This window comes from Paenibacillus sp. MDV22-iso6 (genome assembly GCF_058408365.1).
On record NZ_JBZVDZ010000007.1, the window covers coordinates 151352 to 176684 of the forward strand.

30 protein-coding genes are annotated in these 25333 nt (G+C 46.3%); 2 read left to right on the forward strand and 28 right to left on the reverse strand.

The genetic code is table 11. From position 1 onward, the window contains the following. Window positions 1-73: 73 nt before the first annotated feature. From AC4PM4_RS20190 to mtrB, 9 genes are all read right to left on the reverse strand, one after another. Window positions 74-868, reverse strand: a complete 795-nt coding sequence (locus AC4PM4_RS20190) for a CheR family methyltransferase (protein WP_064636850.1) — start codon at window positions 866-868, stop codon at window positions 74-76. Window positions 869-892: 24 nt separating this feature from the next. After that, window positions 893-1336, reverse strand: a complete 444-nt coding sequence (gene ndk, locus AC4PM4_RS20195) for a nucleoside-diphosphate kinase (protein WP_063566769.1) — start codon at window positions 1334-1336, stop codon at window positions 893-895. Window positions 1337-1525: 189 nt separating this feature from the next. Further along, window positions 1526-2500 (reverse strand): polyprenyl synthetase family protein, encoded by a 975-nt coding sequence (locus AC4PM4_RS20200; RefSeq protein WP_063566768.1) that lies wholly within the window; start codon window positions 2498-2500, stop codon window positions 1526-1528. A 339-nt stretch (window positions 2501-2839) separates the two neighbouring features. After that, complete coding sequence (locus tag AC4PM4_RS20205; protein WP_090951460.1) at window positions 2840-3457, reverse strand: UbiX family flavin prenyltransferase; 618 nt, start codon at window positions 3455-3457, stop codon at window positions 2840-2842. Between the two features lie 2 nt (window positions 3458-3459). Further along, complete coding sequence (locus AC4PM4_RS20210) at window positions 3460-4326, reverse strand: UbiA-like polyprenyltransferase (protein ID WP_063566766.1); 867 nt, start codon at window positions 4324-4326, stop codon at window positions 3460-3462. Beyond that, window positions 4319-5047, reverse strand: a complete 729-nt coding sequence (locus tag AC4PM4_RS20215; RefSeq protein ID WP_053780684.1) for a demethylmenaquinone methyltransferase — start codon at window positions 5045-5047, stop codon at window positions 4319-4321. Before AC4PM4_RS20215 ends, AC4PM4_RS20210 begins: the two co-directional genes overlap by 8 nt. A gap of 14 nt (window positions 5048-5061) precedes the next feature. Further along, a complete protein-coding gene (locus AC4PM4_RS20220; protein WP_063566765.1) occupies window positions 5062-5925 on the reverse strand; it encodes a heptaprenyl diphosphate synthase component 1 in 864 nt (287 codons plus the stop codon). A 101-nt stretch (window positions 5926-6026) separates the two neighbouring features. Next, a complete protein-coding gene (locus AC4PM4_RS20225; RefSeq protein WP_063566764.1) occupies window positions 6027-6578 on the reverse strand; it encodes a hypothetical protein in 552 nt (183 codons plus the stop codon). Window positions 6579-6676: 98 nt separating this feature from the next. Continuing rightward, window positions 6677-6898, reverse strand: a complete 222-nt coding sequence (gene mtrB / locus AC4PM4_RS20230; RefSeq protein ID WP_024630669.1) for a trp RNA-binding attenuation protein MtrB — start codon at window positions 6896-6898, stop codon at window positions 6677-6679. Window positions 6899-7045: 147 nt separating this feature from the next. On the opposite strand from mtrB, the gene AC4PM4_RS20235 reads away from it, so the two are divergent. Next, window positions 7046-7207 (forward strand): hypothetical protein, encoded by a 162-nt coding sequence (locus AC4PM4_RS20235; protein ID WP_491614427.1) that lies wholly within the window; start codon window positions 7046-7048, stop codon window positions 7205-7207. Window positions 7208-7273: 66 nt separating this feature from the next. Here the strand turns inward: AC4PM4_RS20235 and AC4PM4_RS20240 are convergent, their stop codons facing one another. From AC4PM4_RS20240 to spoIVA, 5 genes are all read right to left on the reverse strand, one after another. Then, window positions 7274-7546 carry an HU family DNA-binding protein gene (locus tag AC4PM4_RS20240; RefSeq protein WP_024630670.1) on the reverse strand — a complete coding sequence of 91 codons (273 nt, stop codon included), beginning with the start codon at window positions 7544-7546 and terminating at the stop codon, window positions 7274-7276. A 220-nt stretch (window positions 7547-7766) separates the two neighbouring features. After that, complete coding sequence (locus AC4PM4_RS20245) at window positions 7767-8753, reverse strand: ABC transporter permease (RefSeq protein ID WP_063566763.1); 987 nt, start codon at window positions 8751-8753, stop codon at window positions 7767-7769. After that, on the reverse strand, window positions 8750-10267 hold the full coding sequence (locus tag AC4PM4_RS20250) for a sugar ABC transporter ATP-binding protein (protein ID WP_064636844.1): 1518 nt from the start codon (window positions 10265-10267) through the stop codon (window positions 8750-8752). The genes AC4PM4_RS20245 and AC4PM4_RS20250 overlap by 4 nt, the downstream gene beginning before the upstream one ends. Before the next feature lie 109 nt (window positions 10268-10376). Continuing rightward, window positions 10377-11474: a sugar ABC transporter substrate-binding protein gene (locus tag AC4PM4_RS20255; RefSeq protein WP_063566761.1), complete on the reverse strand. Its 1098-nt coding sequence runs from the start codon at window positions 11472-11474 to the stop codon at window positions 10377-10379. Window positions 11475-11693: 219 nt separating this feature from the next. Then, a complete protein-coding gene (spoIVA, locus tag AC4PM4_RS20260) occupies window positions 11694-13172 on the reverse strand; it encodes a stage IV sporulation protein A (protein ID WP_024630674.1) in 1479 nt (492 codons plus the stop codon). A gap of 455 nt (window positions 13173-13627) precedes the next feature. Here spoIVA and AC4PM4_RS20265 point away from each other — a divergent pair, with 455 nt between their 5' ends. Beyond that, window positions 13628-14017, forward strand: coding sequence for a tautomerase family protein (locus AC4PM4_RS20265; RefSeq protein WP_491614429.1), 390 nt, complete (start codon window positions 13628-13630; stop codon window positions 14015-14017). Window positions 14018-14169: 152 nt separating this feature from the next. Here AC4PM4_RS20265 and AC4PM4_RS20270 read toward each other — a convergent pair whose 3' ends face one another. The 14 genes from AC4PM4_RS20270 to ypeB all read right to left on the reverse strand — a co-directional run bounded on the left by AC4PM4_RS20270 (window position 14170) and on the right by ypeB (window position 25148). Beyond that, the gene (locus tag AC4PM4_RS20270; RefSeq protein ID WP_491614432.1) at window positions 14170-14943 is read right to left on the reverse strand and encodes a YphF family lipoprotein; all 774 of its coding nucleotides are present in this window, start codon (window positions 14941-14943) and stop codon (window positions 14170-14172) included. 35 nt (window positions 14944-14978) lie between these two features. Further along, complete coding sequence (locus AC4PM4_RS20275) at window positions 14979-15332, reverse strand: 2Fe-2S iron-sulfur cluster-binding protein (protein ID WP_109998486.1); 354 nt, start codon at window positions 15330-15332, stop codon at window positions 14979-14981. A gap of 16 nt (window positions 15333-15348) precedes the next feature. Continuing rightward, a complete protein-coding gene (locus AC4PM4_RS20280; protein ID WP_491614435.1) occupies window positions 15349-15966 on the reverse strand; it encodes a hypothetical protein in 618 nt (205 codons plus the stop codon). Between the two features lie 83 nt (window positions 15967-16049). Next, complete coding sequence (locus AC4PM4_RS20285; protein WP_063566757.1) at window positions 16050-16229, reverse strand: DUF2768 family protein; 180 nt, start codon at window positions 16227-16229, stop codon at window positions 16050-16052. A 170-nt stretch (window positions 16230-16399) separates the two neighbouring features. After that, on the reverse strand, window positions 16400-16675 hold the full coding sequence (locus tag AC4PM4_RS20290; RefSeq protein ID WP_024630680.1) for a stage VI sporulation protein F: 276 nt from the start codon (window positions 16673-16675) through the stop codon (window positions 16400-16402). 99 nt (window positions 16676-16774) lie between these two features. Next, complete coding sequence (locus tag AC4PM4_RS20295; RefSeq protein ID WP_491614438.1) at window positions 16775-17815, reverse strand: NAD(P)H-dependent glycerol-3-phosphate dehydrogenase; 1041 nt, start codon at window positions 17813-17815, stop codon at window positions 16775-16777. After that, window positions 17808-18431, reverse strand: coding sequence for a glycerol-3-phosphate 1-O-acyltransferase PlsY (gene plsY, locus AC4PM4_RS20300; protein ID WP_063566755.1), 624 nt, complete (start codon window positions 18429-18431; stop codon window positions 17808-17810). The genes AC4PM4_RS20295 and plsY overlap by 8 nt, the downstream gene beginning before the upstream one ends. 11 nt (window positions 18432-18442) lie before the next feature. Beyond that, window positions 18443-19765 carry a ribosome biogenesis GTPase Der gene (gene der / locus AC4PM4_RS20305; protein WP_063566754.1) on the reverse strand — a complete coding sequence of 441 codons (1323 nt, stop codon included), beginning with the start codon at window positions 19763-19765 and terminating at the stop codon, window positions 18443-18445. A gap of 184 nt (window positions 19766-19949) precedes the next feature. Beyond that, window positions 19950-21164, reverse strand: a complete 1215-nt coding sequence (rpsA, locus tag AC4PM4_RS20310) for a 30S ribosomal protein S1 (protein WP_063566753.1) — start codon at window positions 21162-21164, stop codon at window positions 19950-19952. A gap of 142 nt (window positions 21165-21306) precedes the next feature. Next, on the reverse strand, window positions 21307-21894 hold the full coding sequence (locus AC4PM4_RS20315; RefSeq protein ID WP_063566752.1) for a lysophospholipid acyltransferase family protein: 588 nt from the start codon (window positions 21892-21894) through the stop codon (window positions 21307-21309). Continuing rightward, the gene (cmk, locus tag AC4PM4_RS20320; RefSeq protein ID WP_063566751.1) at window positions 21891-22595 is read right to left on the reverse strand and encodes a (d)CMP kinase; all 705 of its coding nucleotides are present in this window, start codon (window positions 22593-22595) and stop codon (window positions 21891-21893) included. The genes AC4PM4_RS20315 and cmk overlap by 4 nt, the downstream gene beginning before the upstream one ends. A 112-nt stretch (window positions 22596-22707) precedes the next feature. Further along, complete coding sequence (locus tag AC4PM4_RS20325; protein ID WP_063566750.1) at window positions 22708-22923, reverse strand: hypothetical protein; 216 nt, start codon at window positions 22921-22923, stop codon at window positions 22708-22710. A 69-nt stretch (window positions 22924-22992) separates the two neighbouring features. After that, window positions 22993-23646, reverse strand: a complete 654-nt coding sequence (locus tag AC4PM4_RS20330) for a flagellar brake protein (protein WP_063566749.1) — start codon at window positions 23644-23646, stop codon at window positions 22993-22995. 155 nt (window positions 23647-23801) lie between these two features. Further along, on the reverse strand, window positions 23802-25148 hold the full coding sequence (gene ypeB, locus AC4PM4_RS20335) for a germination protein YpeB (RefSeq protein WP_063566748.1): 1347 nt from the start codon (window positions 25146-25148) through the stop codon (window positions 23802-23804). Between the last annotated feature and the right edge of the window lie 185 nt (window positions 25149-25333).

The window sequence follows — 25333 nt, forward strand, 5'->3', positions numbered from 1 at the left end:
ATTCATCCATTATGCAAATAACCGCCTGGACACATATACATGTGCACGCCAGACGGTTATGAAATAATTGAAATTATTTTTTGCGATAAAAGAATGTTTCCGCTGTTTCCAGACCATATTGCCCCGGGGAAAAAATCTGTTCCGTACTGCCCACGAACAAAATACCACCTGGACGCAAACTTGTTGCAAACTTGTGATACAACAGGTTTTTGGCTTCCTCGGTAAAATAGATCATGACATTGCGGCACACAATCAGATCATATCCTTCGTCAAAACGATCGAGTAACAGATTTTGCTTCATGAACTTGACTGAACTTTTCAGTTGTTCATCAATACGGTACACCAAGCCATCCTGCTTGAAGTATCGATTTGCTGTTTCCTTCGGTACATCTTTGAGCGAGCGTTCCATATAACGCCCTTCCTTGGCTTTAGCGAGAGCTCCTTCGTCCAAGTCACTTGCCGTAATGGAGCTTCCCTTAAGAATGCCCATCGTGTCCAGAATCATTGCCAGAGTGTAAGGTTCTTCGCCTGTGGAACAAGCGGCACTCCACACTTTAACGCCACGCTTCGGACCCAGCAACTCAGGCAGGATTTCATCCCGCAGTACTTCCCAGCGATTGGGGTTACGCCAAAATTCCGAGACGTTAATGGTCATGCGATCCAGAAACTCATAAAACAGAGACTTGTCCTTCTGCATGGCATCAAAAAAGATAGAAAACGTATGAAATCCGTTTTTGTTACGAAGTGTGGTCAGCCTTCTTTTCATCTGGCCTTCCTTGTATTGAGCAAGATCAATGCCTGTGCTCTCTTTGATTTTCCGAATAAATCCGGTGTAATCCGGGTCTAGTAGTTGTTCCTGCTCCAGCATCGTATCACCCTTCTGGCTAAAAAATTACAACCAGGCTGCGATGCTCTTGTCGTACGTTACCAGCTCATCCGGAGTAAAGAAGTTCGCTGCTTCACGAGTGGCGCTTTCCGGTGAATCCGCCCCATGAATCAGATTATGCGGTGTATGGCTGGCGAAATCTCCGCGAATTGTACCCGGAGCCGCTTCCTTCACATTGGTTTTCCCGATTACAATGCGCGCAAGCGCCACGATGTCGTCACCTTCCCAGACCATAGCAAATACAGGTCCAGATGTGATAAAACGAACCAGATCATCGAAGAACGGTTTCCCCTCATGTTCAGCATAATGGCGTTTGGCCTGATCTTCAGACATCTGCACCAGCTTGCCTGCCACCAACTTAAATCCTTTGTCTTCCAGACGGCTAACGATACGCCCTATCAAACCACGCTGCACACCATCCGGCTTCACCATCAAAAATGTACGATCCATAGGCTCACTCCTCACTCACGGTTCAAAGTTATTTCATTATGTAAACGCAATCCCTTTGATTGTAACATACATGTCCAAATCCTCCCAATGAGGAATATCACATGAATGTTATTTTTTGAGTGAGACAGCTACACGAGGAACTGCATTCATGAAAAGATGCCCGTCCATAGCAGTCTATGTTCAAACATATTAATGCGTACGTTTGACCACAAAATGAGCGATATCACGCAAGTTTTTGGTGGTCTTGATGTTAGGCAGTTGATCCAGAGCATCGAGCGCTTTCTTCATATATCGGTCAGCCAGGGCTTCTGCTTTAGCAATTCCTTGACTTTGGCGAATCATTCCAATTGCATCGGATGCACTCGCCCGTCCCTCCTCGTGCTGAACGCGGGCTATCTCCTTCAGCAAAGGTTCACGCAAATTAGGTTCCTGCAATGCATACAGTACAGGCAGCGTAATATTCCCCTGCTTCATATCACTGCCTGGAGGCTTGCCCAGTTGCTTTTCGGTGCCAACCAGATCAAGTACATCGTCTTGAATCTGGAACGCCATACCCACGTTGTAACCGTAGGTGTACAGCAACGAAGATACATGTTCCGGCGCACGAGTAGCAAGCGCCCCCAGCTGGCAGCTGACAGCAATAAGAAGCGCCGTTTTGCGACGAATTCGCAAGAGATAGTTACGTACACTTTGTCCCGTGTTGAAAAAGTCCCGAATTTGCTCCATTTCACCAATGGACATCTGCACCATCGCTTTGGCCAGAATACGGTGTATCGCCGGATCGGACAGGCCCGCAGTCATCTCAAGCGCCTTGCCGTAAATGTAATCTCCGGTGTACATGGCAATCCGATTATCCCATTTGGACTTCACCGTTGGTTTACCTCTCCGTGTCGCTGCATTATCAATAACATCATCGTGAACCAGAGAAGCCGAATGAATCAGTTCCAACGGAACCGCTACCAGCTTCAGACGTTCAATGTCGTATGTACCGAATTTCCCACCGAGTAACACAAATACCGGACGCAAACGCTTACCCCCTGCCTTGAGCAGGTGAAGTGACGTTTCGCTTAGCAGTTTCTGTTCTCCCTGAACACTGCGATACAGCTCTTTTTCAATGTAGTCCATGTCTTTTTTTAACAACCCGAAAATATCCAATAGTTTCATTCGTTCACCCGTGTCAGCGTATTGTCAGTCCATAAATCCATGCTTACCTTCCCCTCCAGCAAGTCGGGCCTGCAGGCATAACGAAAAACCAGGGCTTGCCTTTCCTGCTTGTGTTCTTCTGAGACGTACTAATCTTCTTCGAATGTCAAGGCCGACATCCGGGAATTAAACTCTGCGACTTGTTCTGAAACATAAGTACAGAAGTTGCCGGAGCATGGGTCAAGGCTGTGGTTCCATCCAAACATCACCATCAGCGCTCACCAATACCCCGGGATTGGGGGACAGCAAATTGCCCCTGCAATTCGGTCAGCAGATTCTAAATTGCAGGAAGCTCAGAAGCTATCCCCGTTCATCCGGTTCTCCCCACCTGGTAAACAGTTGATGCGGGATGCGCAGACTATCGAGCACTTTACCCACTAGAAACAGAATCAACTCGTCCATCGTTTGGGGTTTGTAATAAAAAGCAGGCATGGCCGGTATCATGCGGACACCAAGCCGTGAGAGTTTCAGCATGTTTTCCAGATGAATTGCATGCAGTGGCGTCTCACGTGGCACCAGAATCAGCGTTCTTCCCTCTTTCATCATGACATCAGCAGCCCGGGACATCAGATTGTCCGATGACCCTTGTGCAATGGATGAAAGAGTACCCATGGAGCATGGCATTATAATCATGCCTTCTGCCAGGAAAGAACCACTCGCGATGGAGGCACCAATATCACTAACGGGATGATAGATTAGGGAACCCGCACGACCGCCGAATTTTTCTTCCAGCACACGGTCCCGATTCGTAATATCCCAGTCCATTTCTTCTTTCAATACACGCCACCCGGCATTGGAGATCACCAGATGCACAGTGTATTCCAGATCAAGCAGCGTTTCAATTAATCTGATGCCATATATACTTCCACTGGCCCCGGTAATTCCGACAACAAGTCGTTTATTGTCCGGCTGCTGCATCTTTATTTCACCGCCAAATCAATCAGGGTAAACGTAAATACCACTAAACTCAGCACACTGTTCATCGTAAAGAATGCTGTTTGTACACGGCTCATGTCATTTGGCGATACAATATAGTGTTCATAGAAGAGGATACCATAAGTTATCAGCATTCCGGCTCCATACCACCAGCTCAGATCGGTCAACAATAACAAAGCAAGAAAACCGATTGCTGTAATCACGTGGAAGAACTTTGCGATCTGCAATGATTTGTTAAGACCAAAACGGGAAGGTATGGAATGAAGGCCTTCGCCCTGATCAAAATCCAGATCCTGACATGCATAGATGATATCGAACCCTGCAGTCCAGAACACAATCGTAACGTACAGCACAATCGCTGTCCAATCCATCGTACCCGTTACTGCTACCCAACCCCCAAGTGGAGCCAGACCAATGGTCATACCGAGCACTACGTGGCACAACCAGGTGAAACGTTTGGTATATGAATACAAAACCAGCATAAATACAGCTATCGGCAACAGCTGCATGGATAACACGTTAAGGTTGGATGAGGCCCAGAACAAGAGCACAAATGATACTATGATAAAAATAACGACCTCACCGTTTTTCAACAAACCGGCCGGAATTGCTCTCATCGCGGTACGTGGATTTTTCTTGTCTATGGCCTGGTCAATCATGCGGTTCAAGCCAAAAGCAGCACTTCTTGCACCAATCATAGCCAGTAACACCCACATAATCTGCATCCAGGTCGGGAATGTATCATTCACTACCATGGAACCGAGGATGGCTCCCATAAATGCAAAAGGTAAAGCGAAAAGCGTGTGTTCAATTTTGATCATTTCTAAAAAGATGCGAATTTTCCTAAACATGCTGATTCTCCTTGGTTCCAATATGCAGTGCCGCGACGCCTCCGGTTAGAGGGTAGGCCTGCACTTGCTGCAATCCAGTTTCAGCGAAAATGTCGGCCAGTTCCTTCCTTCCTGGAAAAAGTGCAAGTGAGTCGGGCAGCCATTTATACTGCTCATAACGTTTGGCAAACAATTTGGCAAGATTGGGTAATACTTGTTCAAAATAAAAATAATAAATACCTTTAAACGGCTGCCATGTCGGCTTGGACAATTCCAGACACACCACCATGCCACCCGGTTTCACTACACGCTTCATCTCCGACAGAACCTGTCTAAGATCCGGTACATTGCGCAGTCCAAATCCAATCGTTACATAATCGAATGAATTGTCTTCAAAGGGAAGTGACATTGCATTGCCCTGTACCAACGTAATTTGTTTTTGCCGATTTACAGCGTCAACTTTGGTTTGTCCAACCTCCAACATGTTGCTGCTGAAATCCAGTCCATGCATGTGACCTGTTTCACTTGCTTCAGCCATCGCAAGCGTCCAATCACATGTGCCGCAGCACAAATCAAGACCGGTATCGCCTTTGGACATATTCATTTTCTTCATCGTAAATTTGCGCCAAGCCTTGTGTCTGCGGAAACTCAGGATATCATTCATGACGTCATATTTACCTGCTATACTCTGAAAAACAGAATGGACAAATTCTTCTTTAGGTTTGGTCTCTCCGCTCCCCATTCGTTGTCTCCCCCTCAATCTTCCCTTACTGCCGCATGTGAAGGCTGCAAATACGTCAAGTAAGGCTCCAGGATTGCATCAATTTCTTGCAGGCCCAGTTGATCTTCCTCGTCTTGCAGCAACAGTTGTATACGGTGTGTACACTCACGAAGCTTGTCCAGCAAAAACTCGCCGATTCGATACTTATGCACCATACCACTCCATGCTCTTGTATCAGGCTCCGGCTGACGCAGCGTATTGCGCTCGTCGTCATTGCCATACTCGTAAATATGCCAGAAAGCATAACTGTGATAAAAGTTCTGTTCGTCATTCATCCGATGCAGCTCTTCCATAATTGCCTCGCAGTAGCTGAATTCGGCCAACAGGTCGTTCCATAGTGATGCTTCGTTATCGCGGATCATGCCTGTAAAAGAAAGAAACAGCTGCATCTTCAGCTGTACTGTTTCACGCAAGTATTCTTCAGCCGAAACGAGAAGCTTTTTCATCCGTTCATACAGCGTCATCTTGCGTGCATTCACTTCGGATACAGCACCACTAAGTTTACCGATCATTTCAATTTTGCCTGCATGGGCAAGCAACTGATAGAAACGGCTACTGAAATAATCTCCGGCAAGCACGTTCAGCTGGCGTGAACGCATCTCCAGTTCTCTACGCTCTCCGGATATCGTATCGATTCGATCATGCGTATCCATGGCCAACTGAACGAGCGAGGTTGCGAGAGCGTATAGCTCATCATGAACCTTTTCGTCTGTGCGGCCCACAAATACCTGCAGCAGACGAGCCCGGCTATCCGGAAATGATGGGATTTCCGTATGTTGTCGAATCATGTCGTAATCCGTATATTTCTTTGCTAGTTGGGGTACGCGATATGAATTCATTCTCAGCCTCCGAGCCTTTGCATTGTTAAACCATTTCTGCACTACAATCTTATATATTATAGCATATGTTTATCGGGCACGCACTGAATCATGCTATTCTATTACCCCGGACTTGACATTTCGAATTGCTTCTTCCAAAGTTCGGTCTCCATCATGTGAAACCAGTCCTTCAATTCGTCCGAGAGGATCGGACTATTCCAGTCTCTAAGCGTTTCGATCGCGTACATTGGCCATTCCCCACGCCGAAAATCGGCAGCGAGCAACAAATGTCTTTTGTGAAGCCATTCATCCTCTGCCATAACACGCAGCATCACCTGTTCCACGTTATCCAGACTTCGAAATCCTAGATCTGCCACAGCAGCCATATTACCATAGATTTCGGTGTAACTTGTGCTGGTTCCGGTAACCTTTAGATCAAGCGTCAAAATGGATCGTTTCCACTCCACCCTGGCAATGGGTGTCGATAATTTCATGGTGCTCAGCACGTCCACCAGATTGTCTTCTGTTAGCTGGACGGGATGCTGCGCCGCAGAAACGGGTTGTACGTTTTCACCGCCCAAGGTACGCATATGTAAGGTTTGTATGGCAACAAGCAGAAGGACCGCCGCAACCGTTGCCAGCAGTGAAGCAGTCACGATCATCCGCGGTTTCATAAATGCCTCCCTGCCCTTACCTATTAGTGTAGTCTGTCCGGTAAAGGCTCATACCTCATTGTACAATGAAAAAAAGCAGGCTATGCCTGCAATTTTCATTATTCCGACTGAATTTGTCCATGCTTGGTGATCAGCGTGGCTTTTCCACGGATTTTAATGGCGGAAGTATGATTGGTAAATTGGGCAAACATGACTTCTCCCTTATCCAGCTTCTCCGTATGGTGGAAGCGGGTATCCTGACCTCGGGTTAAGCCGATCACCTGAACACCGTTCTCCTCCGCCTTAATTACGATATAATCACTGCCGGTTGGATGATCCATCACGCACATCCCCTCTCCTAGTTCAATAGCGTTAATGATGATAAATATTGTTTCATTTGTCAACCAGCCCTTATGTGAATGGGGCGCAATAATCTGTTACTCCCAGGTCATACTACAAGTGATCCAGCCACAGAAAGGAGAGTCTCTATGAAGTACATTCCCGCAGCACTGACAGACGAGCATATTCACCAGTTAAAAGAAACTGAACAGCATCTGTCCGCAGCTGCTGGAGAAGAACTGATTCTGATTGCCTATGCGCAGCAATCGGATGAGCCGGAATCGCTAGACGGCAGGAAGAAAAATAATTAAAGGACAAAAGAAAAGGCCGTGAACAAGTCACGGTCTTTTTGTCGACATATGGAATATGTAGAAATCTTATTTAATTCCGTCTTTGAGCGCTTTACCTGGTTTGAATGCAGGAATTTTGCTCGCAGGAATTTCGATTTCTTCACCTGTTTGCGGGTTGCGTCCTTTACGTGCAGAGCGCTCGCGAACTTCGAAGTTCCCAAAACCAACCAATTGTACTTTGTCTCCGCTTTGAAGAGCCTCAGAGATTGCTTCGAATACGGCATCAACCGCTTTCGTTACATCCTTTTTGGACAATTCAGTAGCTTCGGACACGTGTGTAATCAAGTCTGATTTGTTCATTTGTTTTTTCACCTCCTGAATCAATGTCCTGAATGTTATACTGTGTTTCCGTTTTATAGCGAAATATACGTTCATACACAAAAAATCTACGTACATCTTGAGCGTGATGAACAGAAATCTCGGCCTGCGGTCAACAGTCATTTCCGGCAGAATGTCGCCTGAAACAAAGGTTGTTTCAGACGCCGAACAAATTTTATACTAATACAGACAGCACACAATTTCAAGTGCGGTTGCGGTTTAACACGTAAAATGTAACCGCCAGGGCAAGCACGAGCACCCCACCTTTTACAATATCATGCGTGAAATATTGAACATTCATCATAGTCAAACCGTTCACCAGTACACCAATCAGAACCGAACCAATGAATGTTCCGATCACGTTTGGTTTACCTGCACCAAATACGGAGAATCCGACAAATACCGCGGCTACGGATTCCATTAACAACGGAGAACCCGCATCAATTTGCCCTGAACCTACTTTGGATGCATAGATAATACCGCCGATTGCAGCAAACACTCCAGCAGCTACATAAGCGAGTGTACGCACCTTTTTCACCTTGATACCGGATAGGCGTGCCGCTTCTTCATTGCCCCCCGTAACGTACATCTGGCGCCCATACTTCGTATACGTCAAAAAGATATGCACACCGATAACCGCAATGAGCAATAGAATGACCGAAATCGGCATTCCCAGCCATTTTCCCTGCCCAAGCTGCAGAAATGTGGGGTCCATCTCTCCGGCAGCCTTGCTTCCGTCAGGAAACTGCATATGGTTATAGATCGTGTACCCTTGAGCATACGTTTTGTGAATTCCACCGATAATGTACATCGTGGCAAGTGTAGCGAGTAGATCCGGGATACGCAGTTTCACAATTAGCAAGGAATTAAGCCAACCAATCACAGCCCCAATAATCAGTGGGACGATAATGACAACTGCCAGCGGCTGCTGATACCAAATCATTAATGAAGCGGTAACGACAGTAGTCAGCGAGACGGTCGCCCCCACCGAAAGATCAAATCCATCAACAATGAGAGATAAGGTAACACCAATCGCCACAAATGTCACGATAGAGATTGAACCCAAAATATCGGTCAAGTTACTGTACGTGAAGAAATAAGGCAATTTAATACCGAAAAATGCTATAACACCAATAATAACGATAATTGCGCCATAACGGAACGCGAAATCTAATGATTTATCCTTCATGCTTCCACCTCTTGTCCACCGCTTGCGTAGTATAGCAGCTGTTCTTGATTGGTCTCGCCCCGTTTGAATTCCTTTACAATCGTCCCTTCACACATGACTGCAATCCGATCACCAATGCCCAATCCTTCATCCAGTTCACACGTGAAATAGATAACAGCTTTACCCGCCAAAGCCAGTTCGTTAATGATGCGAAAAATGTCACTTTTGGCGCCGATATCCACACCTTTTGTCGGCTCATCAAAGATAAAGACGTCTGCGTCAGCATTAAGCCATTTGCCAATGGCCACCTTTTGTTGATTGCCACCGCTTAAATACTTCACTTCCTGTCGCACTGACGATGTTTTGATACCGAGTTGCTGCACTAAAGATTCCGCATTCTCACGCTCTCGCTTTCGACTTACAAAACCTAATCTACTAAGACGTCCAAGCAAAGGCAGGCTCAAATTCCGCTCCACGTTTTCCTCAATCAAAATCCCCTGTTTCCGCCGTTCCTCAGGCACGGAGACAATTCCCAGAGCAGCAGCATCAGCAGGTTGGGAAAGACGAAGTTCACGATTGTTAAGCCGAATCTCTCCACTCTCCAACCGATCTGCACCAATCAACAAGCGGGAACATTCCGTTTTCCCCGCACCTACAAGCCCTACTACAGCAAGCACTTCGCCTCGACGAACAGATAGGTCCACACCCTTGACTCGGACTCCACGCCGAAGTCCTCTTGCTTCCAGCAACACTTCTCCTACCGGTGCTTCTGTCTTGGGAAACTCTTCCTCAAACGGTTTTCCGAGCATCTGTGTCACCAGATCATTGATCGTAAGCTCTTTTGCCTCACCCGTGAACACATGTTGTCCATCTCTCATCACGGTGACGCGGTCACAGTGACTTGTAACTTCAGGAAGACGGTGAGTAATAAAAATACATGCCACTCCGCGTTCTTTCAACAAATGTACAATTCGGAAAAAAGCATCCGTTTCTTCCTGGCTCAGCGGTGCAGTTGGTTCATCAAAAATAATGACCTTGGCATCCTGAATCAGGATACGTGCGAGCAGAATCATCTGCTTCTCCGCGAGCGTCAGGTCGGCTACTTTTTTGTGAACGGATATAGCCGCTCCTAATTGCTGCAAAGCTTCAGCCGCACGCTGTTGCAGTTTCCGCGGGCTTTTCCACCAACCTCCACTCGGCGACGCTAATTGATCCAGCATAATGTTCTCGGCAGCTGTCAATTGGGGAACCAGCGCAGCATCCACCTCTTGATACACACAGTGAATACCACTCGCTTTGGCATCGCCTGGTGAATTCAGATGAAGCGTTTGCCCGCTTAATTGGATAGTACCCTGATCCAGTTGATAGGCACCAGATAGAATTTTCATCAATGTGCTCTTGCCGGCACCATTCGCACCTAGCAGCGCATGAATTTCTCCGCCTTTCACGGAGAACTCCACGTCTTTCAGTGCAGGAATGCCTGCAAACTGCTTGTGGATATGTTCCATTTGAAGCAGAATCGGTGCAGTACTCATGACGCCAACCTCCAATCGCTCCCCTCCGGGAGTGTCACTATTCTCATGTAGTTATATTCCATCATGGTTGGAAAAAGCGCGCCTTGCGGCGCGCCTCCGTTACGCTGTTTTATTTAGCAGTAACTCCGTATTCCGACATCCATTCCTTGATTCCCTGTGTACTACCTCCCCAACCCTCAACATACTCGGACAGCTCTGAAGTGGAGATTTGTTTGTCAGGCAGCGCATCGCGCTGTACATAAACCGGGTTGAGAACCACTTGATCCTCTGTATCATCCCCGTTCAGCTTCTGGTATGCATAACGGACTTGTACACGTCCAATGTCTGTTGGATCAACCGCTGCGGAAGCTACCCAAGGGTTTTTCGGATCTTGGATCATCTGTAAATCTTCATCACTCATATCAATACCATATACCTTGATCTCGTCACGTCCTGCTTGCTGAATGGCACGCGCTGCACCTTTGGCGAACTCATCCCATGCAGTCCATACCGCTGTGATTTCACCTTTTGGATATTGTTTCAGGATCGCTTCCATTTTGGCTTGTGTATCCAGCGCCGGGTTCTGAGCTGAACCAAACGTTGCAATTTCCTTAATATCCGGGTTCTCTTTCAGGAACTTGCCATAAGCAACCTGACGACGTTCCATTGGTGCAAAGCCGGCAACCCATACTTTTACGATATTGCCTTGTCCGTTGATATCTTTTTTCATTTGCTCCAGCGTAAGTTCAGCCATCTTTTGATCATCCTGGGACAACACTGTTGCTCCCGGAACACTAATGTCTGCATCGAACACAACAACCGGAATGTTTTGTTTTACTGCCTTTTTCACGCCCGGCGTCAGCAAGGAATCCCCATGATCCGTTAGAATGGCATCGAATTTCTGGTTAATTGCGCTATCGAGCAACGATACCATTTTGGCTTTATCATTATCGGCGACAAACGTAGTCAATTGTCCACCGAATTTTTCGATTTCTTCTTTAACCCCTTGCACATATTGCTGTGAGAACGTACCTGTGTTAAATTCCATGATCAGTGCAATTCGTTTTCCACTGAGTGGGCCTGTTACTGCTTCGGTTTGAGGCTTGTCCTCTGCTGCGCCGGAAGCTGTAGTTGAAGCAGGCTCTTTTTTAATTCCGCAAGCGGACAGCGCCAATGTAAATACAAGCAACACACTCAACCATACCCATTTTGTATTTTTACTTCTCATCTCTTTCTCCCCCTGTTCACACTCTCTCTGTGATCTCGATCACAATAGTTGAATATTAATATAACGGCTAATCCCTAGTATGTAAATGGGTTTTAGTAATTTAAAGCTAAAACTCGCTAAGTTTTTATTCGAAACCAAAGTATCTTATCCAGTTCATCCAGAATCATGAAAATAAAACAAGAAAAAGACCGCGAGGGGTACCCCTACGGCCTTTTGGACTTACAGAATTATAGCGATTAATCCACCGGAACCTTCGTTAATAATACGTCCCAGCGTCTCTTGCAATTTGTATCGTGCGTTGTCTGGCATCATCGCAATTTTACCCTGAATGCCTTCTCTCACGATGGAATGCAGTGAACGACCGAACATATCTGAATCCCATACCTTGATCGGATCGTTCTCGAAGTCCTGCATCAAGTACCTCACCAGTTCCTCACTCTGTTTTTCCGTTCCGATAATCGGTGCAAACTCCGATTCCACATCGACCCGGATCATGTGAATGGATGGTGCGGTTGCTTTCAGGCGGACGCCGAATTTGGTACCCTGCCGGATGAGTTCAGGTTCATCCAATGCCATTTCGGCGAGGGATGGAGCCGCGATGCCGTAGCCAGTCGTTTTGACCATCTCCAGCGCCTCAGCGAAGCGATCGTACTCCCTCTTCGCATGGGAGAATTCCTGCATCAATTGCAGCAGATGATCTTTGCCTCGAATTTCAATACCAACAACTTCCACGAGGATCTGATCATATAATTCATCCGGTGCATACAGATCGATTTCTGCTACACCCTGCCCCATGTTCATGCCACTCAGACCGGCTCGGTCGATGAATTCGTATTCCATGAACTGAGCAACAACTCGATCCACATCACGCAGCCTGCGAATATCCTTAACCGTGTCGCGAACGGAATTTTCATAGTTGCTGCGCAGCCAGTGGTTTTCATTCAGCACCATCACCCAGCTCGGCAAATTCACATTCACTTCATGTACAGGGAACTCATACAGCACTTCGCGAAGCACACCTGTGACATCATCTTCTGTCATTGTAGCTGCACTGAGTGTCATAACCGGAATGTCATACTTGGCAGCAAGCTCACTGCGCAACTGCAGCGCTTCTTCACTGCGAGGGCGAGTCGAGTTGATCACCAGTACAAACGGTTTGCCTACTTCCTTCAGTTCGGCTATAACGCGTTCCTCTGATTCCACATAGGAACTCCGGGCAATCTCAGCGATCGTGCCGTCTGTTGTAACCACCACACCCAGTGTGGAATGCTCCTGAATGACTTTGCGTGTGCCAATTTCGGCGGCTTCCTGGAAAGGAATTGGTTCTTCAAACCAAGGCGTGGAGATCATGCGTGGTCCATTCTCATCCTCGTATCCCTTGGCTCCTTCCACTGCGTAGCCTACGCAATCCACAAGGCGCACATTGACATCAAGTCCCTCGGCGACCTTGATTTGAACCGCATTATTCGGTACGAATTTTGGCTCCGTAGTCATGATTGTTTTGCCAGCTGCGCTCTGTGGCAGTTCATCCACTGCCCGCGCACGGTCTGCCTCATTTGTAATGTTCGGCAAGACGATTGTTTCCATGAAACGTTTGATAAATGTTGATTTCCCCGTCCGGACTGCGCCGACAACCCCGAGATAAATATCCCCTCCGGTCCGCTCGGCAATGTCCTTAAAAATGTCCACTTTCTCCAATGAAATCCCTCCCTAAATTACTCCGAAGGAAAAATGCTAAAGAGCATCCGCTTCGTTTTTTCAATCAGAAGACTGAAATCCCTGCAACGGTAGAGCCGCCTTTGTGAGTGCCCGGAAGTCGTCCGCCGCCGAACGTTGCATTCTGATGAAATCGGCGAGAGCGGCGTTAACTCGTACATGCAATTGGACTAGTATCATCTTATGTATCCGTATGCAGCATTATGACGCGTATTTTTTGTTTTTTTCTCAAGGTAGTTGCCTTAAGAGAATCGCCCCGCTCTCGGACTGCGCGTCTTTATTACAATCTACTTTATGAGCGTGCCGAAGCTTTTATGCCGGTTCGTTCATTTGGTTCTCGTGGTACCGTTCAAGCCGTGCAGAAGGTATACTGTGAGGGTAAGGCATTTTTTAGCAGAGAAGAGCAGAGATAACGAGCTGAGAAAGGTGAGATGAGCGTGGCACAGATCAAAGTATATGGACTAGGTGAGCACTTGAACCCATTGAAAGAGCAGCTTTCACAAGTTATACACTCCGTTATGGTGGATGTTATGGGATTACCGGAGAACAAGAAGTTTCAACGTTACTTTCCCATGAACACGGATGATTTTCTTTTTCCCTCTGATCGTTCAGCAGGGTATACCATTATTGAAATCAGCATGTTCGAAGGCCGAACAGATCAAGTCAAGAAAGAACTCATTCAGCAATTATTCACACGGATGAACGAACAGTTGAAATTGTCGCCCAATGATGTGGAGATTACTATATTTGAAACACCGCGCAGTCATTGGGGTATTCGGGGATTACCCGGTGATGAACTTGACTTGAGTTATAAAGTGGAGGTCTGAACAAAGTAATCTAAATATAGCTTATGGACCATATGATGTGACTATAAACCAACTTATAAGAAAGAGATATCCCGTGATGCGGAATATCTCTTTTTTTTACCTTAAGGACAATCAATGGATTGCGTGCATTCGAATCGAATTAACGCTCATTATTACTTTGTTGCAATCGGGGTGTTATTCTGCCAGGTATAGGCGACTGATTTTACAGGGACAAAGTAAGAATGCTCCAGCAAGAATTCACGCAAATCTTCCACTTTTGTTGGAGCATTATCTGACTTCTCTACAGCCTGCATAATGTCAAAAGCATAATCTACATAGACATTGCCCTCGTCATCCATCATGAAGGGCAGTTCCTGACCCGAATATACACTATTCAGTGTAACCGCTGGGGCACCAGCCTGTGCGGCTTGTTCCATATCTACAGCGTATAGCCCCGGATACAGTTCTTCCCCACTTGGTAGTTGATTGTTATGTACGGACTTGTACTGATTGACCATTCGTTGAACATCATTTACTTTCTGTACCGTTTGAAGATCCATGACTTTGACTGTCGGGTTCACTTCTTCATCCTGAATGAGAAAGTAAGCGCTCCCACCACTTTCAAACGCCGTGCTGGGTATTTCATCCAGATACCCCTGCTGTTTCAGCTTGGACAGATCAACTCTGAATTTTTCATATTTCGGTGTTTCCATATCTGCGTTGACCATGGGCAAAATCCCTTGATCCTGTTGGAATGCTTCTACCGCAGTTTGAATACGGCTTACGCTTTCCCTATAAGCTATTTTGGGATCGGGATTACTCTGGGATTGATACATACACCCCGTTGCAGTAATAGAAAACAACAGGAATAAGAGCAGACAGGACATCTTCTGCAAATGACGCCTCTGCCCTCTTGATTTCACGTTCTTCGTCATATTCACGTTCATCCGTATCCTCCTTGAATCGTTCCACTCAGGTATTCTTAGAACCAATCGTCCTCTTCCTGCTGCTGACGCTCCAATTGTTTACGAATCGCTGCCTTCAGCGGGTCCTCCGGAACATGAACTGTCACCGATCCCCGAATCTTCGCCTGACATGACAGCCGAGTGCCTGCATCCAGCAGTGAACCTAGCTTACGCCTCTCCGCATCTGTTGGCGGATGCAGTGCTGCAAGATGTTCCGAATCTACTTTCACCTTACACATCAGGCAGGCTGCCTTTCCATCACATCGCGTTGCTATTTTCACCCCTGCACGGCGTGCAGCATTTAGCAGCGTTACCCCTGGCTTTAGCCGAATCGTTTTATTTTGCGGTAAAAATGTAATATTGTAATCCATCATTCTTCCTCCCAACCTACTGAGGCCATTCGAAGCCAACAAGCTCTTCCACTTCTGCTCTAAATCGGCTTGTCCATATATTTTGCTTCCCCAATAAAGTCATTAGAGGTTGATGCAATTCGGGCATCTGCCGAATCTGTCTTGCAATGGGTTCGTAACGATCGGCACGGCCTCTCATTAGATTGAACAACAGCTCATGAGCAAGTGGCATTAGACGCAATGTGTAAGAACCCACTTTGGCTTCAGGTGCATACTTGGACAATACATGCTCAATTTCAATGCGGTACCAGCTTTTACGTGACCATACTTCGAAACCACCAACCAGTTCCAACGAACAAGTCCCTACCTGATAATGACTGAGTAGCGAGGCATAAGGTCCCGTCTTATCTACGACAGGCTCGTCCAGTACCATTCCAGGCGCAGATTTATGCAGCAACTTCGCGGCGGTGATATCAGCGTAAATATCAATATCTCTGGGAGCCTGCTGTAATTCCACCTGCTGGAGCAACAACCCACAGCTTCCCCCAAGCAGCCACGTATAAGGCTCTGCATCCCAAGCTTTCGCCGTTTCCAGCAAAGCCGCGTGTAATTCCGGATAGCGCTCTGTCCGATCCTCCGTTTCATGCGACCTCATCGGCTCACCTTCCCTTCATCCGTTTTCGTTGTGTCAGTTCTTATGATGTGTTTATGCGGATGTTATCTCTCAGGCGAGAAAGATCAGGTCAGAGAAGCTATTCCGCCGAAAAGGCCAATCAGCATAATGAGAAAAGCGATTAAAGAAAGAATGCCCCGTACAACGCCTTTCGTTTTGGAGCGAGCAAACGTAATTAGGAATACAGATAGTCCCATAATGAGGATTGCGACCAATGAAAGCCACATCTTGTCCATCGCGTTCATAATCCAGAGTTCTCCCCTTCAGTCCGTAATTCATCACTGACACTGTGACAATTGCAACTATTATAACACGAAACATTGCTCAGCTTTCCAAAAAAAAGACAAAAAGCAAGCCGGCAAATGCCGACTTGTCTTTTTGTCTTGCTCGATCGCCTGCATGCAGGCGCGATCTATTATTTTTTCATCATCATTTTCATTAATGATTCCATACTGTTTGGGTTTAATCCGCTTTTTTTGACGGCACTCACGATATCCTGAACTGTATCCTCAGATACCGGCACTTTTGCCATGGCGGATACTTGCTTGATCAGTTGGCGCAACTGAGCTTCATTCTGCATGGTGGACGGTTTTACTGTACTCGCCAATTTCTTGACGGCACCTTCCGTAATCGATTTCCCTGTTTTTTTGTTGATCGCTTTCAGCGCTTCCTTGGAAATGTTGTTAGCCATTCGTCTCCCCTCCTCCGGCAATACTCATGTGTATAATATGAGTGCACCGCAAAAAAGGTGAATAAGCTTCTCATTTCGGGAAAGCTGCCTACGCTACCATCAGGAATGCCACTGCTCCCAGGTTTCAAGCGTCATGACTTCCATTTCGGTCTTGGGATCACGTCCCATTAAAGCTTCAACCGCATCCCGCGGCTGTCTCTCCTGAAAAAGAACGTGATAAAGCTGATCTGCAATCGGCATTTGCACACCATATTTCTGAGAAATGAAGTGGGCGGCCTGTGTGGTCCGAATTCCTTCCACAACCATGCCCATGGAATTCAATACATCGTCCAGCTTCTGTCCTTTGCCCAGCAAGGAACCTGCTCTCCAGTTACGACTGTGCTGACTAGTCGCGGTCACGACCAAATCACCGATCCCTGCAAGTCCGGAGAACGTAAGCGGATTCGCCCCCATCTCCACACCGATGCGTGTGATCTCGGCCAGCCCGCGTGTTAGCAACGCTGCTTTGGCATTGTCACCAAAGTTAAGCCCGTCTGACATACCTGCTCCCAGCGCAATAATATTTTTAAACGCTCCCGCCAATTCTACACCGATCATATCTCGATTCGTGTACACACGGAAATAAGCATTCATAAATAAACCTTGGGCGGCCTCGGCAGAAGCTTTATCCAGTGATGCCACAACAACCGTCGTTGGGCAACGCTTAACCACTTCTTCCGCATGGCTTGGACCAGAAAGTACAACGATATGTCCTTCTTCACATTCAAGTTCTTCCGAAATGACTGTGGACATGCGTTTTAGACTTTCTGTCTCAAATCCCTTGGTTGCATGAATGATTAACATTTCCGGTTTGTAATAGGCCTTAAGCTGATGAGCAACCGAACGCATCGCCGATGAAGGAGCAACAATTAACACAGCAGAAGCCCCTTCAACTGCCGTCGCCATATCCGTGGTTGCCTGAATACGAGGTGACAGCTCTGCATCGGGAAGGAAGCGTTGGTTTGTATGTTTATTATTGATTTCTGTGGCCTGGTCTTCACCACGTGTCCACATGATCACATCCAGTTGATTGGCAGCTAATATACTGGCAAGTGCAGTACCCCAACTGCCCGCAACCAGAACAGCAACTTTTTTAGACAACGCGTTTTCCCCCTCCAGGGCTTTTCGATCCCAATTTATTTTCCTGTCCTTTGGCGAGCTTCGCAATATTGGTACGATGTCTCCAGAACGCAAACAGACAAATAATCAGACTTCCCCAGAAGATACTCATCGAATATCCGGGTAACACAAGGATGAAGAGCGGTGTCAAAGCTACAAAAATAAGGGAACCCAATGAAACATATCGTGTCAATACGATGGACAGGATGGCAAATACACCGGCGCATAGCGCAGGAATAAGTGCAAGAGTTACGAGCACACCGATCGCTGTCGCAATTCCTTTTCCTCCACGAAAACGGAAGTACAGCGGCCAGTTATGTCCTGCAATGGCAGCTATACCACTGAGTGCAGGAATCCAATCGGAACCATTGCTGAACCAAACCCCAATCCAAACGGCCGCAATACCTTTGAGTACATCCAACAGCAGTACCAGAATTGCCGGTCCTTTACCCAATATCCGCAAAGTATTGGTAGCCCCTGCATTTCCGCTTCCGTGTTGACGGATATCGATCCCCCGTAGTGCTTTTGCAAGGAGGACACTAAAGCTGATTGAACCGAGCAGATAGCTCAGTACAATCGCTGCGATTTGTAAAATCACAAACTTCTCCCCTAACCTTCGTCGGACTTCCTCCGAGTAAATATGCGAATTGGCGTCCCTTCAAAATCAAACGCTGCACGAATTTTATTCTCCAGGTAACGTTCGTAAGAAAAGTGCATCAATTCCGGATCGTTCACAAAAATAACCATGGTCGGAGGTTTAACTGCAACCTGAGTTACATAGTTGATTCTCATTCTGCGTCCTTTATCAGTTGGTGGCGGATTAATAGCCACTGCATCAGATACTACATCGTTAAGCAGATGCGTCTGAACACGCATAGTATGCTGCTGTGCTACACGTTGCACAACAGGCAACAATTTTTGTAAGCGTTGTTTTGTCTTGGCTGACAAAAATACAACCGGAGCGTAAGTCATAAACAGGAAATGATCCCGAATTTTTTTCTCAAACTCATTCATTGTTTTATCAGACTTCTCTACAACGTCCCATTTGTTCACAACAAACATGGAAGCTTTACCTGCTTCGAATGCATAACCTGCAATATGCTTGTCCTGCTCAATAATGCCTTCTTCGCCATTAATTACAATCAGAACAACATCTGCACGCTCAATGGCACGCATCGCACGCATTACGCTGTATTTCTCCGTGGTTTCATAAACTTTACCACGTTTACGCATACCTGCTGTATCAATCAGCACATAACGCTGACCGTCTTTTTCAAACGGTGTATCGATTGCATCCCGCGTCGTACCAGCAACATCACTGACAATAACACGTTCCTCGCCCAAAATGGCATTCACCAATGAAGATTTACCCACGTTAGGACGTCCGATCAGAGCTACACGAATGACATCGTCATCGTAAGTCTCTTCCTCAAGTTCAGGCAATTTCTCTACGATGGCATCGAGCAAATCACCTACACCTGTACCATGACTTCCCGATACTCCGATTGGATCACCAAATCCAAATCCATAAAACTCATAAATGAGCTCACTGCGCCCGATATTATCCACTTTGTTAACGGCTACAACGATAGGCTTACCTGAGCGGTACAACATCTCTGCGACTTCTTCATCAGATTGCGTAATCCCTGCTTTTGCATCACACATGAATACAATAACATCCGCTTCTTCAATGGCGAGCTCTGCCTGCATCCGGATTGATTTTAAAATGACGTCCTCGCCGTCGATTTCGATACCACCTGTATCGATAATGCTAAATGGTTTACCGTTCCATTCGCCGATTCCGTAGATACGGTCACGGGTAATGCCCGGCTTGTCTTCCACAATGGCCAATCTGTCGCCGATGATCCGATTAAAAATGGTGGATTTGCCCACATTCGGTCGCCCGACAATTGCCACAACGGGTCTTGCCATACATTCCACTCCTCCTGTCCATACTTACGATACTCATCATAGCAAAAAACGCCTGTCTTGGCTAACGTTTCATGCCGTTATACTCGCAATAAAAACAATCGGCGAACCCGCTGGGGCTCGCCGATCTTGCTTTTATTGTTCAGCAAAATATGCAGTATATAACTAAGAACCATGCATTTATAACTTATTTGAATTTGCTGAGTTTGTCACCGAAGCGCTCGCCGAGCGTGATGCTCAGACCTTGATTGCTCAAGGAAACGTTCGGGTTGTTGATTTCTTCACGTGGAGCATTGTTTCTTGCAGGTCTTTCTGATTTTGGCGCTTGAGCAGGAGCTTCTTCAGTTTCCTTGATGCTCAGGCTTACACGTTGCTCAGAAGGATTCATGTCCAAGATTTTAACTTGAACTTCTTGTCCTTCTTTCAATACTTCGTGCGGAGTGCCAATATGTTTGTGGGAGATTTGCGAGATATGCACAAGTCCCTCAACACCAGGAGCGATTTCAACAAAAGCACCGAAGTCAACCAGACGTTTTACAACACCTGTTACGATATCGCTAGAGTTGAATTTGTCGCCAGCTGTTTCCCAAGGACCTGGTTGAACAGCTTTCATGCTCAGGCTGATTTTACCTTTTTCAGGATCAACTTTCAGCACTTTTACGTTTACTTTATCGCCTTCAGACAGAACGTCCGATGGTTTGTCAACGTGTGTCCAAGCGAGCTCAGATACGTGAACCAATCCGTCTACTCCGCCTACATCAACGAAAGCACCGAATTGAGTCAAGCGTTGTACCGTACCTTCGATCACTTGACCTTCTTGCAAACCAGCCATAACAGTAGCTTTGTTTGCTTCGAATTCTTGCTCAAGTACGTCTTTTTGGGAAAGGATCACTTTGTTGTTCTCACGGTCGATCTCTTTCACTTTAACACGCAATGTGCGTCCTTTGTAATCGCTGAAGTCTTCAACGAAATGGCGCTCTACCATGGAAGCCGGGATAAATCCACGAACGCCCACGTCTGCTACCAGACCGCCTTTAACAACGTCACCTACAACAACTTCGAATACGTCTTGGTCTTCAAAATGCTTTTGCAATTGATCCCAAGCGTTTTCGCTGTCGATTGCACGTTTGGACAAAACGAGTTTTTCTTTCTCGTCGTCGATGCTAAGTACTTTAGCTTCAACTTCTTGTCCAACTTCTACTGCATCAGACGCGCTGTCTACGTGTAGGGAAGACAGTTCACGAATTGGAATTACACCGTCATATTTATATCCAATGCTCACATAGGCTTGGTTATCTTCCAATTTGACGATGGTTCCTTTTACGGTATCTCCTTTTTTCAAGGAAACGAATTGATCCAACTCATCTTGGGTTGCTTCTTGATTTTTCATTTCTTCCGACATGTCAAATACCCTCCTCAATTCAAAAACCCCATTATATTCAAACCTGCCTGTAGCAGAGTTCAAAACACTTTCATCGCTGAATGAACATCCTTAGCTTCCCTCAAAAATATGGAAACATGCACTCAGCAGTCTGACGATGCCGTTATTTGCTCGGCACGCCTGTTTGCACCATTTCGTTAATTTTGGACATAATCTTCTCCGTCGCTCTTTCCAGCGCATCGCCGGAAGGATCTTCCTTGAACTCGTCCAAATTCACTGGTGCTCCATAAACTACTTTCATCTTACGAAAAACCTTGTAGTTACCGATAATAGCAGTAGGAATAACTGTAGCACCACTTCGGAGAGCGAAGCTCGCTGCCCCTTTTTTGCCGATGCCTCCATCATTGTGTCGGCTTCCCGAAGGGAAAATGCCAAGCACTTCACCACCACGCAAAATGTTGAGTGAGGTCTTGATGGATTCCTTGCTGACGCCTCCACGTTTAACAGGGAAAGCGCCTACGGCTTTGATAATTCGGCCAAAGACCGGAATATCAAACAATTCGCTTTTGGCCATGAAGCGCACCTGACGACGAATCTTGATACCAACCGTTGGAGGATCAAAGTTACTGATATGATTGGAACATAAAAGTACGCCGCCTTCTTTCGGGATGTTCTCCCGTCCAACTGCCTCTAGGCGGAAAAGAATGGTGTAAATGATCCGCAGTAATGTGCTGCAAAATGTGTAAATCATAGACCGATCTCTCCTCTGACCATTGTGCAATAAGACACGATTTTGTCAACCACTTCATGGATGCTCATCTCGGTTGTATCGAGCACTGTAGCGTCCTCAGCACAACGAAGCGGGGATATTTCCCGACTTTCATCCAATTTGTCACGGGTGGCAATGTCTCGCTCAAGTTGCTGCAACGTCAGTCCTTCTGAGGGGTCCAGTTCTTTGAAGCGGCGAAGTGCACGCTCTTCCACACTGGCAGTCATGAAGATTTTCACTTCCGCGTCGGGCAATACTGTCGTTCCGATATCGCGTCCATCCATGACGACGCCCTTGCGCAAAGCCATTTGCCGCTGTGTATCCACCAATTGCGTACGCAGCCCCTCGATTTGCGCATATCGGGACACGATTCCCGTCACTTCACGGGAGCGGATTTCCGAGGTTACATCTTCCCCATTACAGAACACTTTCTGTCCGTCGGGATCCGGTTGTAAATCAATGACCAGCTTTTGGGTTTCCTGAAGCACCTCTGGCACATCTTCCGGTGAAATACCTTTTCGAAGCATATGCAAGGTTACCGCACGGTACATCGCGCCAGTATCGACGTATATATACGCGAGCGCCTCTGCAACCAATCGGGCCACCGTGCTTTTCCCGGCACCGGCAGGTCCGTCAATTGCAACGTTCATCTTCCCGTTCTCTGATGTGTTCTGGCTTGCCAACGGGGCATTCCTCCTCAAACGATAAGCCTCAATAAAAAAACAGGCATTGCCTGCATCGTCAAAATTATACCACACTATACACATGGATGCAAAAACAGACAAATCAGTGATGCTATTGATCGTGTACCGTTTGCATCTGAATTGGTGTTCCTTCCAGACGATCAATGGAGGTCATATTCTTTTTCATATCAGGCACAAGAAGTAATAGCTGATAGATCACAAGCAGAACAAGAAGAGCTGTAATCAGCTTCAAAGCCCTTCTTTCCATTCGCTTGGATAAAACATAATATAGGCGCTCGTATCTGCGGGATGCATGGCGATTGTTCACAAGCTGAACCTCCGTTTTTCCATTACATTGCCCACCATTGTCACTTTCTATTACAGACAATCACCATCTCTATTTCGTTCGGTAATCTAATTGCCGTTCAAAACAAAACTTGATGATCTTTTGTCGTTCCGAATCTGTAATCTGCACAAACTTTAACATGCATAGCTGTCTGCCTGTTTCCAGTGTTTTGATCCGTACCACTTCAGCTTCAAAGTTCGCATGTTCAATCGCTGCATTCCGATAAGGAATAAGCAACCAGCATTTCAGCTTTTGTCCTTCCGCAATAGCAAAACTGGGTTCCCCATAAATGGACAATCCCCCGCCGCCAATATCTTCAGTCAAGCCCACGGCTCGGGTAAGATCTTCACCCTGAATGGCCATTTCAAGATTTGCATGAACACGCAGAAAACTGCGACGCTGGATTTTGGTGATATCGTCCGGCAAGGGCTTGCGAATTCGTACAAGCCGAACTACATCTTCTTCAAATCCAGTCACATACGTGTTGAAATAATGACGAACCCCGTCTTCCGTAATATAAGAAATGGACAATTCCTCACCAAAAAACAACCTTTTCAACCGACTGCTTCCCTGTTGCATCGGGACTTCGATCAGAAAACTATTTTCATCCACATCCGCTATGCGTGATTTATATTCTTTGCTTTCCTCTTTTTCATCTGCAGAGGCAATCTGGATGTATAAAACTTCATTTATTTTGGGAAACAAGCTGTTCACCGCCACCTTAGCTTTTTATCTTCGTATCGTATGTACAAGGACTATTATACCATGACCTTTCTCATAGTGGACAACAAAAAAACAGACCACTACGTGGTCTGTTCCATAATCTATTTACATTCTAACAGGCTGCCGGCTTCTTGATGTTATGTGGTCTCATTCACCGGTTTGATCTCCTCAACGGCTTCTTCCATACCTGTATCAGCGTTGATGTAAATTTTATATTTTGCACCATTGATGCGTCCACCGAATTCGTAACACAGAACTTCTTTGCTGTAATCATTCTTAATGAGTGATTTGCGAGCATAGCTCTCCTTGAATTCCGGATTCAGTTTTTTGCGGGCCTGTTCAACCGTGAGTGTGGCTTTTGGAATCTCCCGCTTTTTCTGATGCTCATATACAAAATCACTTGCCTGGAAGCCGGTAACATTCCCATTATCAAGGCCAACCCGAACAGACATTTTTTCTGGATAAATCAGTGTATCGCCTTGTTTGCGCACATAGGTCAGGTTACCGAGGTTACCGAACTCGTCATAATTGACTGCCTTCATATCTTTGTAACCCTTATTGGAAAGGAAATGATCTGCTTTTGACATAGCTTCTTTACGTGTTACTTTCTTCGTCCCGATTGGGCGAGTATCACTGTAAGAGATGAGCAGACCGCCATTACGTGTGAAGTCCATACTTAATTTACTGTCTTTGGACTGATCAATCGTGGCTGTATACGATTCCCAATCTGTACCTTTACCATTTTCCTGTATTTGAATCTTACCGTGTTCTGCATCGGAAAACTTTGCAGCTTTAGTTTGGATCTGCTCTTTGGTCATCGGTAAGCCATCCAGCTTCTTCACCGAACGTTTGGCATAAATGCTGGAGACTGAAGGACCCCAGTCAAGTTCAGGATACTCCTGTACCTTTTTGTTGACTGTCCGGAATCCATCCACGATGGTGTTGTCCATCGTTTGCTCTTCCGTTGCCATAGCCGACTCGGCATCCATCCAGCGTAAACGGTCAGAAATGACTTTCTGCTGTACATCCTGCAGATTTTTAGTGATCTCGGATGAATTCGCATACAGTTTTTTCAAGTTGCCCATTTCTTTTTCACTTAATGGTTCATTGGTCAGATCACGCATGGACGCCTGATAAGCAAAGTTGGAGATGCGGGAGAGAAACTCCTCCGTTTCACTGAATGGCAGCATTGTAAGCGGCAATTGATTAATCTCATTCTGGGCTTCACTGGTAAGTCGCCATACGTTCATCAGACCTTTACGATGCATCCCTTGGGACGTAGCATGGACTGCCAGCGTATTCCCAATCTCCGAGTGCAATTTGTCCATATGAAAAGATAAATCGTGAAAAGCACGCTGATATTGATTCTCTGCCTTGATCAGAATGGCATTTTTCTCCTGGTTCTCTTGGTAACCCCATACGAGAGCACCGATTAACAGAACTGCAAATATCGGAAACATAACTGAACTTAAACGTTTATACATCGGTAGAGTCTCCTTTCTTCTAAGCCACTACCTCTATTGTGGATCGAAGAAAGACCTCTTATGCATGCGATTTCCAGTCTGTCCAATGACGGGCTTATCACGCATGGTCTCAAACGTTCTATTTAATTCAATTGTACCCAGGTTGTGCCGCCATCTTCCTCAATTTCAAACTGATCTCGATTATC

Bases quoted from the DNA above. Each gene is read 5' to 3' on its own strand.
- AC4PM4_RS20235 (WP_491614427.1), top strand. From the start codon at position 7,046: ATGAAGTACATTCCCGCAGCACTGACAGACGAGCATATTCACCAGTTA.
- AC4PM4_RS20240 (WP_024630670.1), bottom strand. From the start codon at position 7,546: ATGAACAAATCAGACTTGATTACACACGTGTCCGAAGCTACTGAATTG.
- AC4PM4_RS20205 (WP_090951460.1), bottom strand. From the start codon at position 3,457: ATGCAGCAGCCGGACAATAAACGACTTGTTGTCGGAATTACCGGGGCC.
- ndk (WP_063566769.1), bottom strand. From the start codon at position 1,336: ATGGATCGTACATTTTTGATGGTGAAGCCGGATGGTGTGCAGCGTGGT.
- AC4PM4_RS20225 (WP_063566764.1), bottom strand. From the start codon at position 6,578: ATGAAACCGCGGATGATCGTGACTGCTTCACTGCTGGCAACGGTTGCG.
- AC4PM4_RS20290 (WP_024630680.1), bottom strand. From the start codon at position 16,675: ATGGCTAACAACATTTCCAAGGAAGCGCTGAAAGCGATCAACAAAAAA.
- AC4PM4_RS20200 (WP_063566768.1), bottom strand. From the start codon at position 2,500: ATGAAACTATTGGATATTTTCGGGTTGTTAAAAAAAGACATGGACTAC.
- mtrB (WP_024630669.1), bottom strand. From the start codon at position 6,898: ATGGATCATCCAACCGGCAGTGATTATATCGTAATTAAGGCGGAGGAG.
- AC4PM4_RS20220 (WP_063566765.1), bottom strand. From the start codon at position 5,925: ATGAATTCATATCGCGTACCCCAACTAGCAAAGAAATATACGGATTAC.
- AC4PM4_RS20270 (WP_491614432.1), bottom strand. From the start codon at position 14,943: ATGAACGTGAATATGACGAAGAACGTGAAATCAAGAGGGCAGAGGCGT.
- AC4PM4_RS20315 (WP_063566752.1), bottom strand. From the start codon at position 21,894: ATGATTTACACATTTTGCAGCACATTACTGCGGATCATTTACACCATT.
- AC4PM4_RS20190 (WP_064636850.1), bottom strand. From the start codon at position 868: ATGCTGGAGCAGGAACAACTACTAGACCCGGATTACACCGGATTTATT.
- ypeB (WP_063566748.1), bottom strand. From the start codon at position 25,148: ATGTATAAACGTTTAAGTTCAGTTATGTTTCCGATATTTGCAGTTCTG.
- AC4PM4_RS20275 (WP_109998486.1), bottom strand. From the start codon at position 15,332: ATGGATTACAATATTACATTTTTACCGCAAAATAAAACGATTCGGCTA.
- AC4PM4_RS20245 (WP_063566763.1), bottom strand. From the start codon at position 8,753: ATGAAGGATAAATCATTAGATTTCGCGTTCCGTTATGGCGCAATTATC.
- AC4PM4_RS20280 (WP_491614435.1), bottom strand. From the start codon at position 15,966: ATGAGGTCGCATGAAACGGAGGATCGGACAGAGCGCTATCCGGAATTA.
- AC4PM4_RS20210 (WP_063566766.1), bottom strand. From the start codon at position 4,326: ATGTTTAGGAAAATTCGCATCTTTTTAGAAATGATCAAAATTGAACAC.
- AC4PM4_RS20250 (WP_064636844.1), bottom strand. From the start codon at position 10,267: ATGAGTACTGCACCGATTCTGCTTCAAATGGAACATATCCACAAGCAG.
- der (WP_063566754.1), bottom strand. From the start codon at position 19,765: ATGGCAAGACCCGTTGTGGCAATTGTCGGGCGACCGAATGTGGGCAAA.
- AC4PM4_RS20285 (WP_063566757.1), bottom strand. From the start codon at position 16,229: ATGAACGCGATGGACAAGATGTGGCTTTCATTGGTCGCAATCCTCATT.
- AC4PM4_RS20255 (WP_063566761.1), bottom strand. From the start codon at position 11,474: ATGAGAAGTAAAAATACAAAATGGGTATGGTTGAGTGTGTTGCTTGTA.
- AC4PM4_RS20215 (WP_053780684.1), bottom strand. From the start codon at position 5,047: ATGGGGAGCGGAGAGACCAAACCTAAAGAAGAATTTGTCCATTCTGTT.
- rpsA (WP_063566753.1), bottom strand. From the start codon at position 21,164: ATGTCGGAAGAAATGAAAAATCAAGAAGCAACCCAAGATGAGTTGGAT.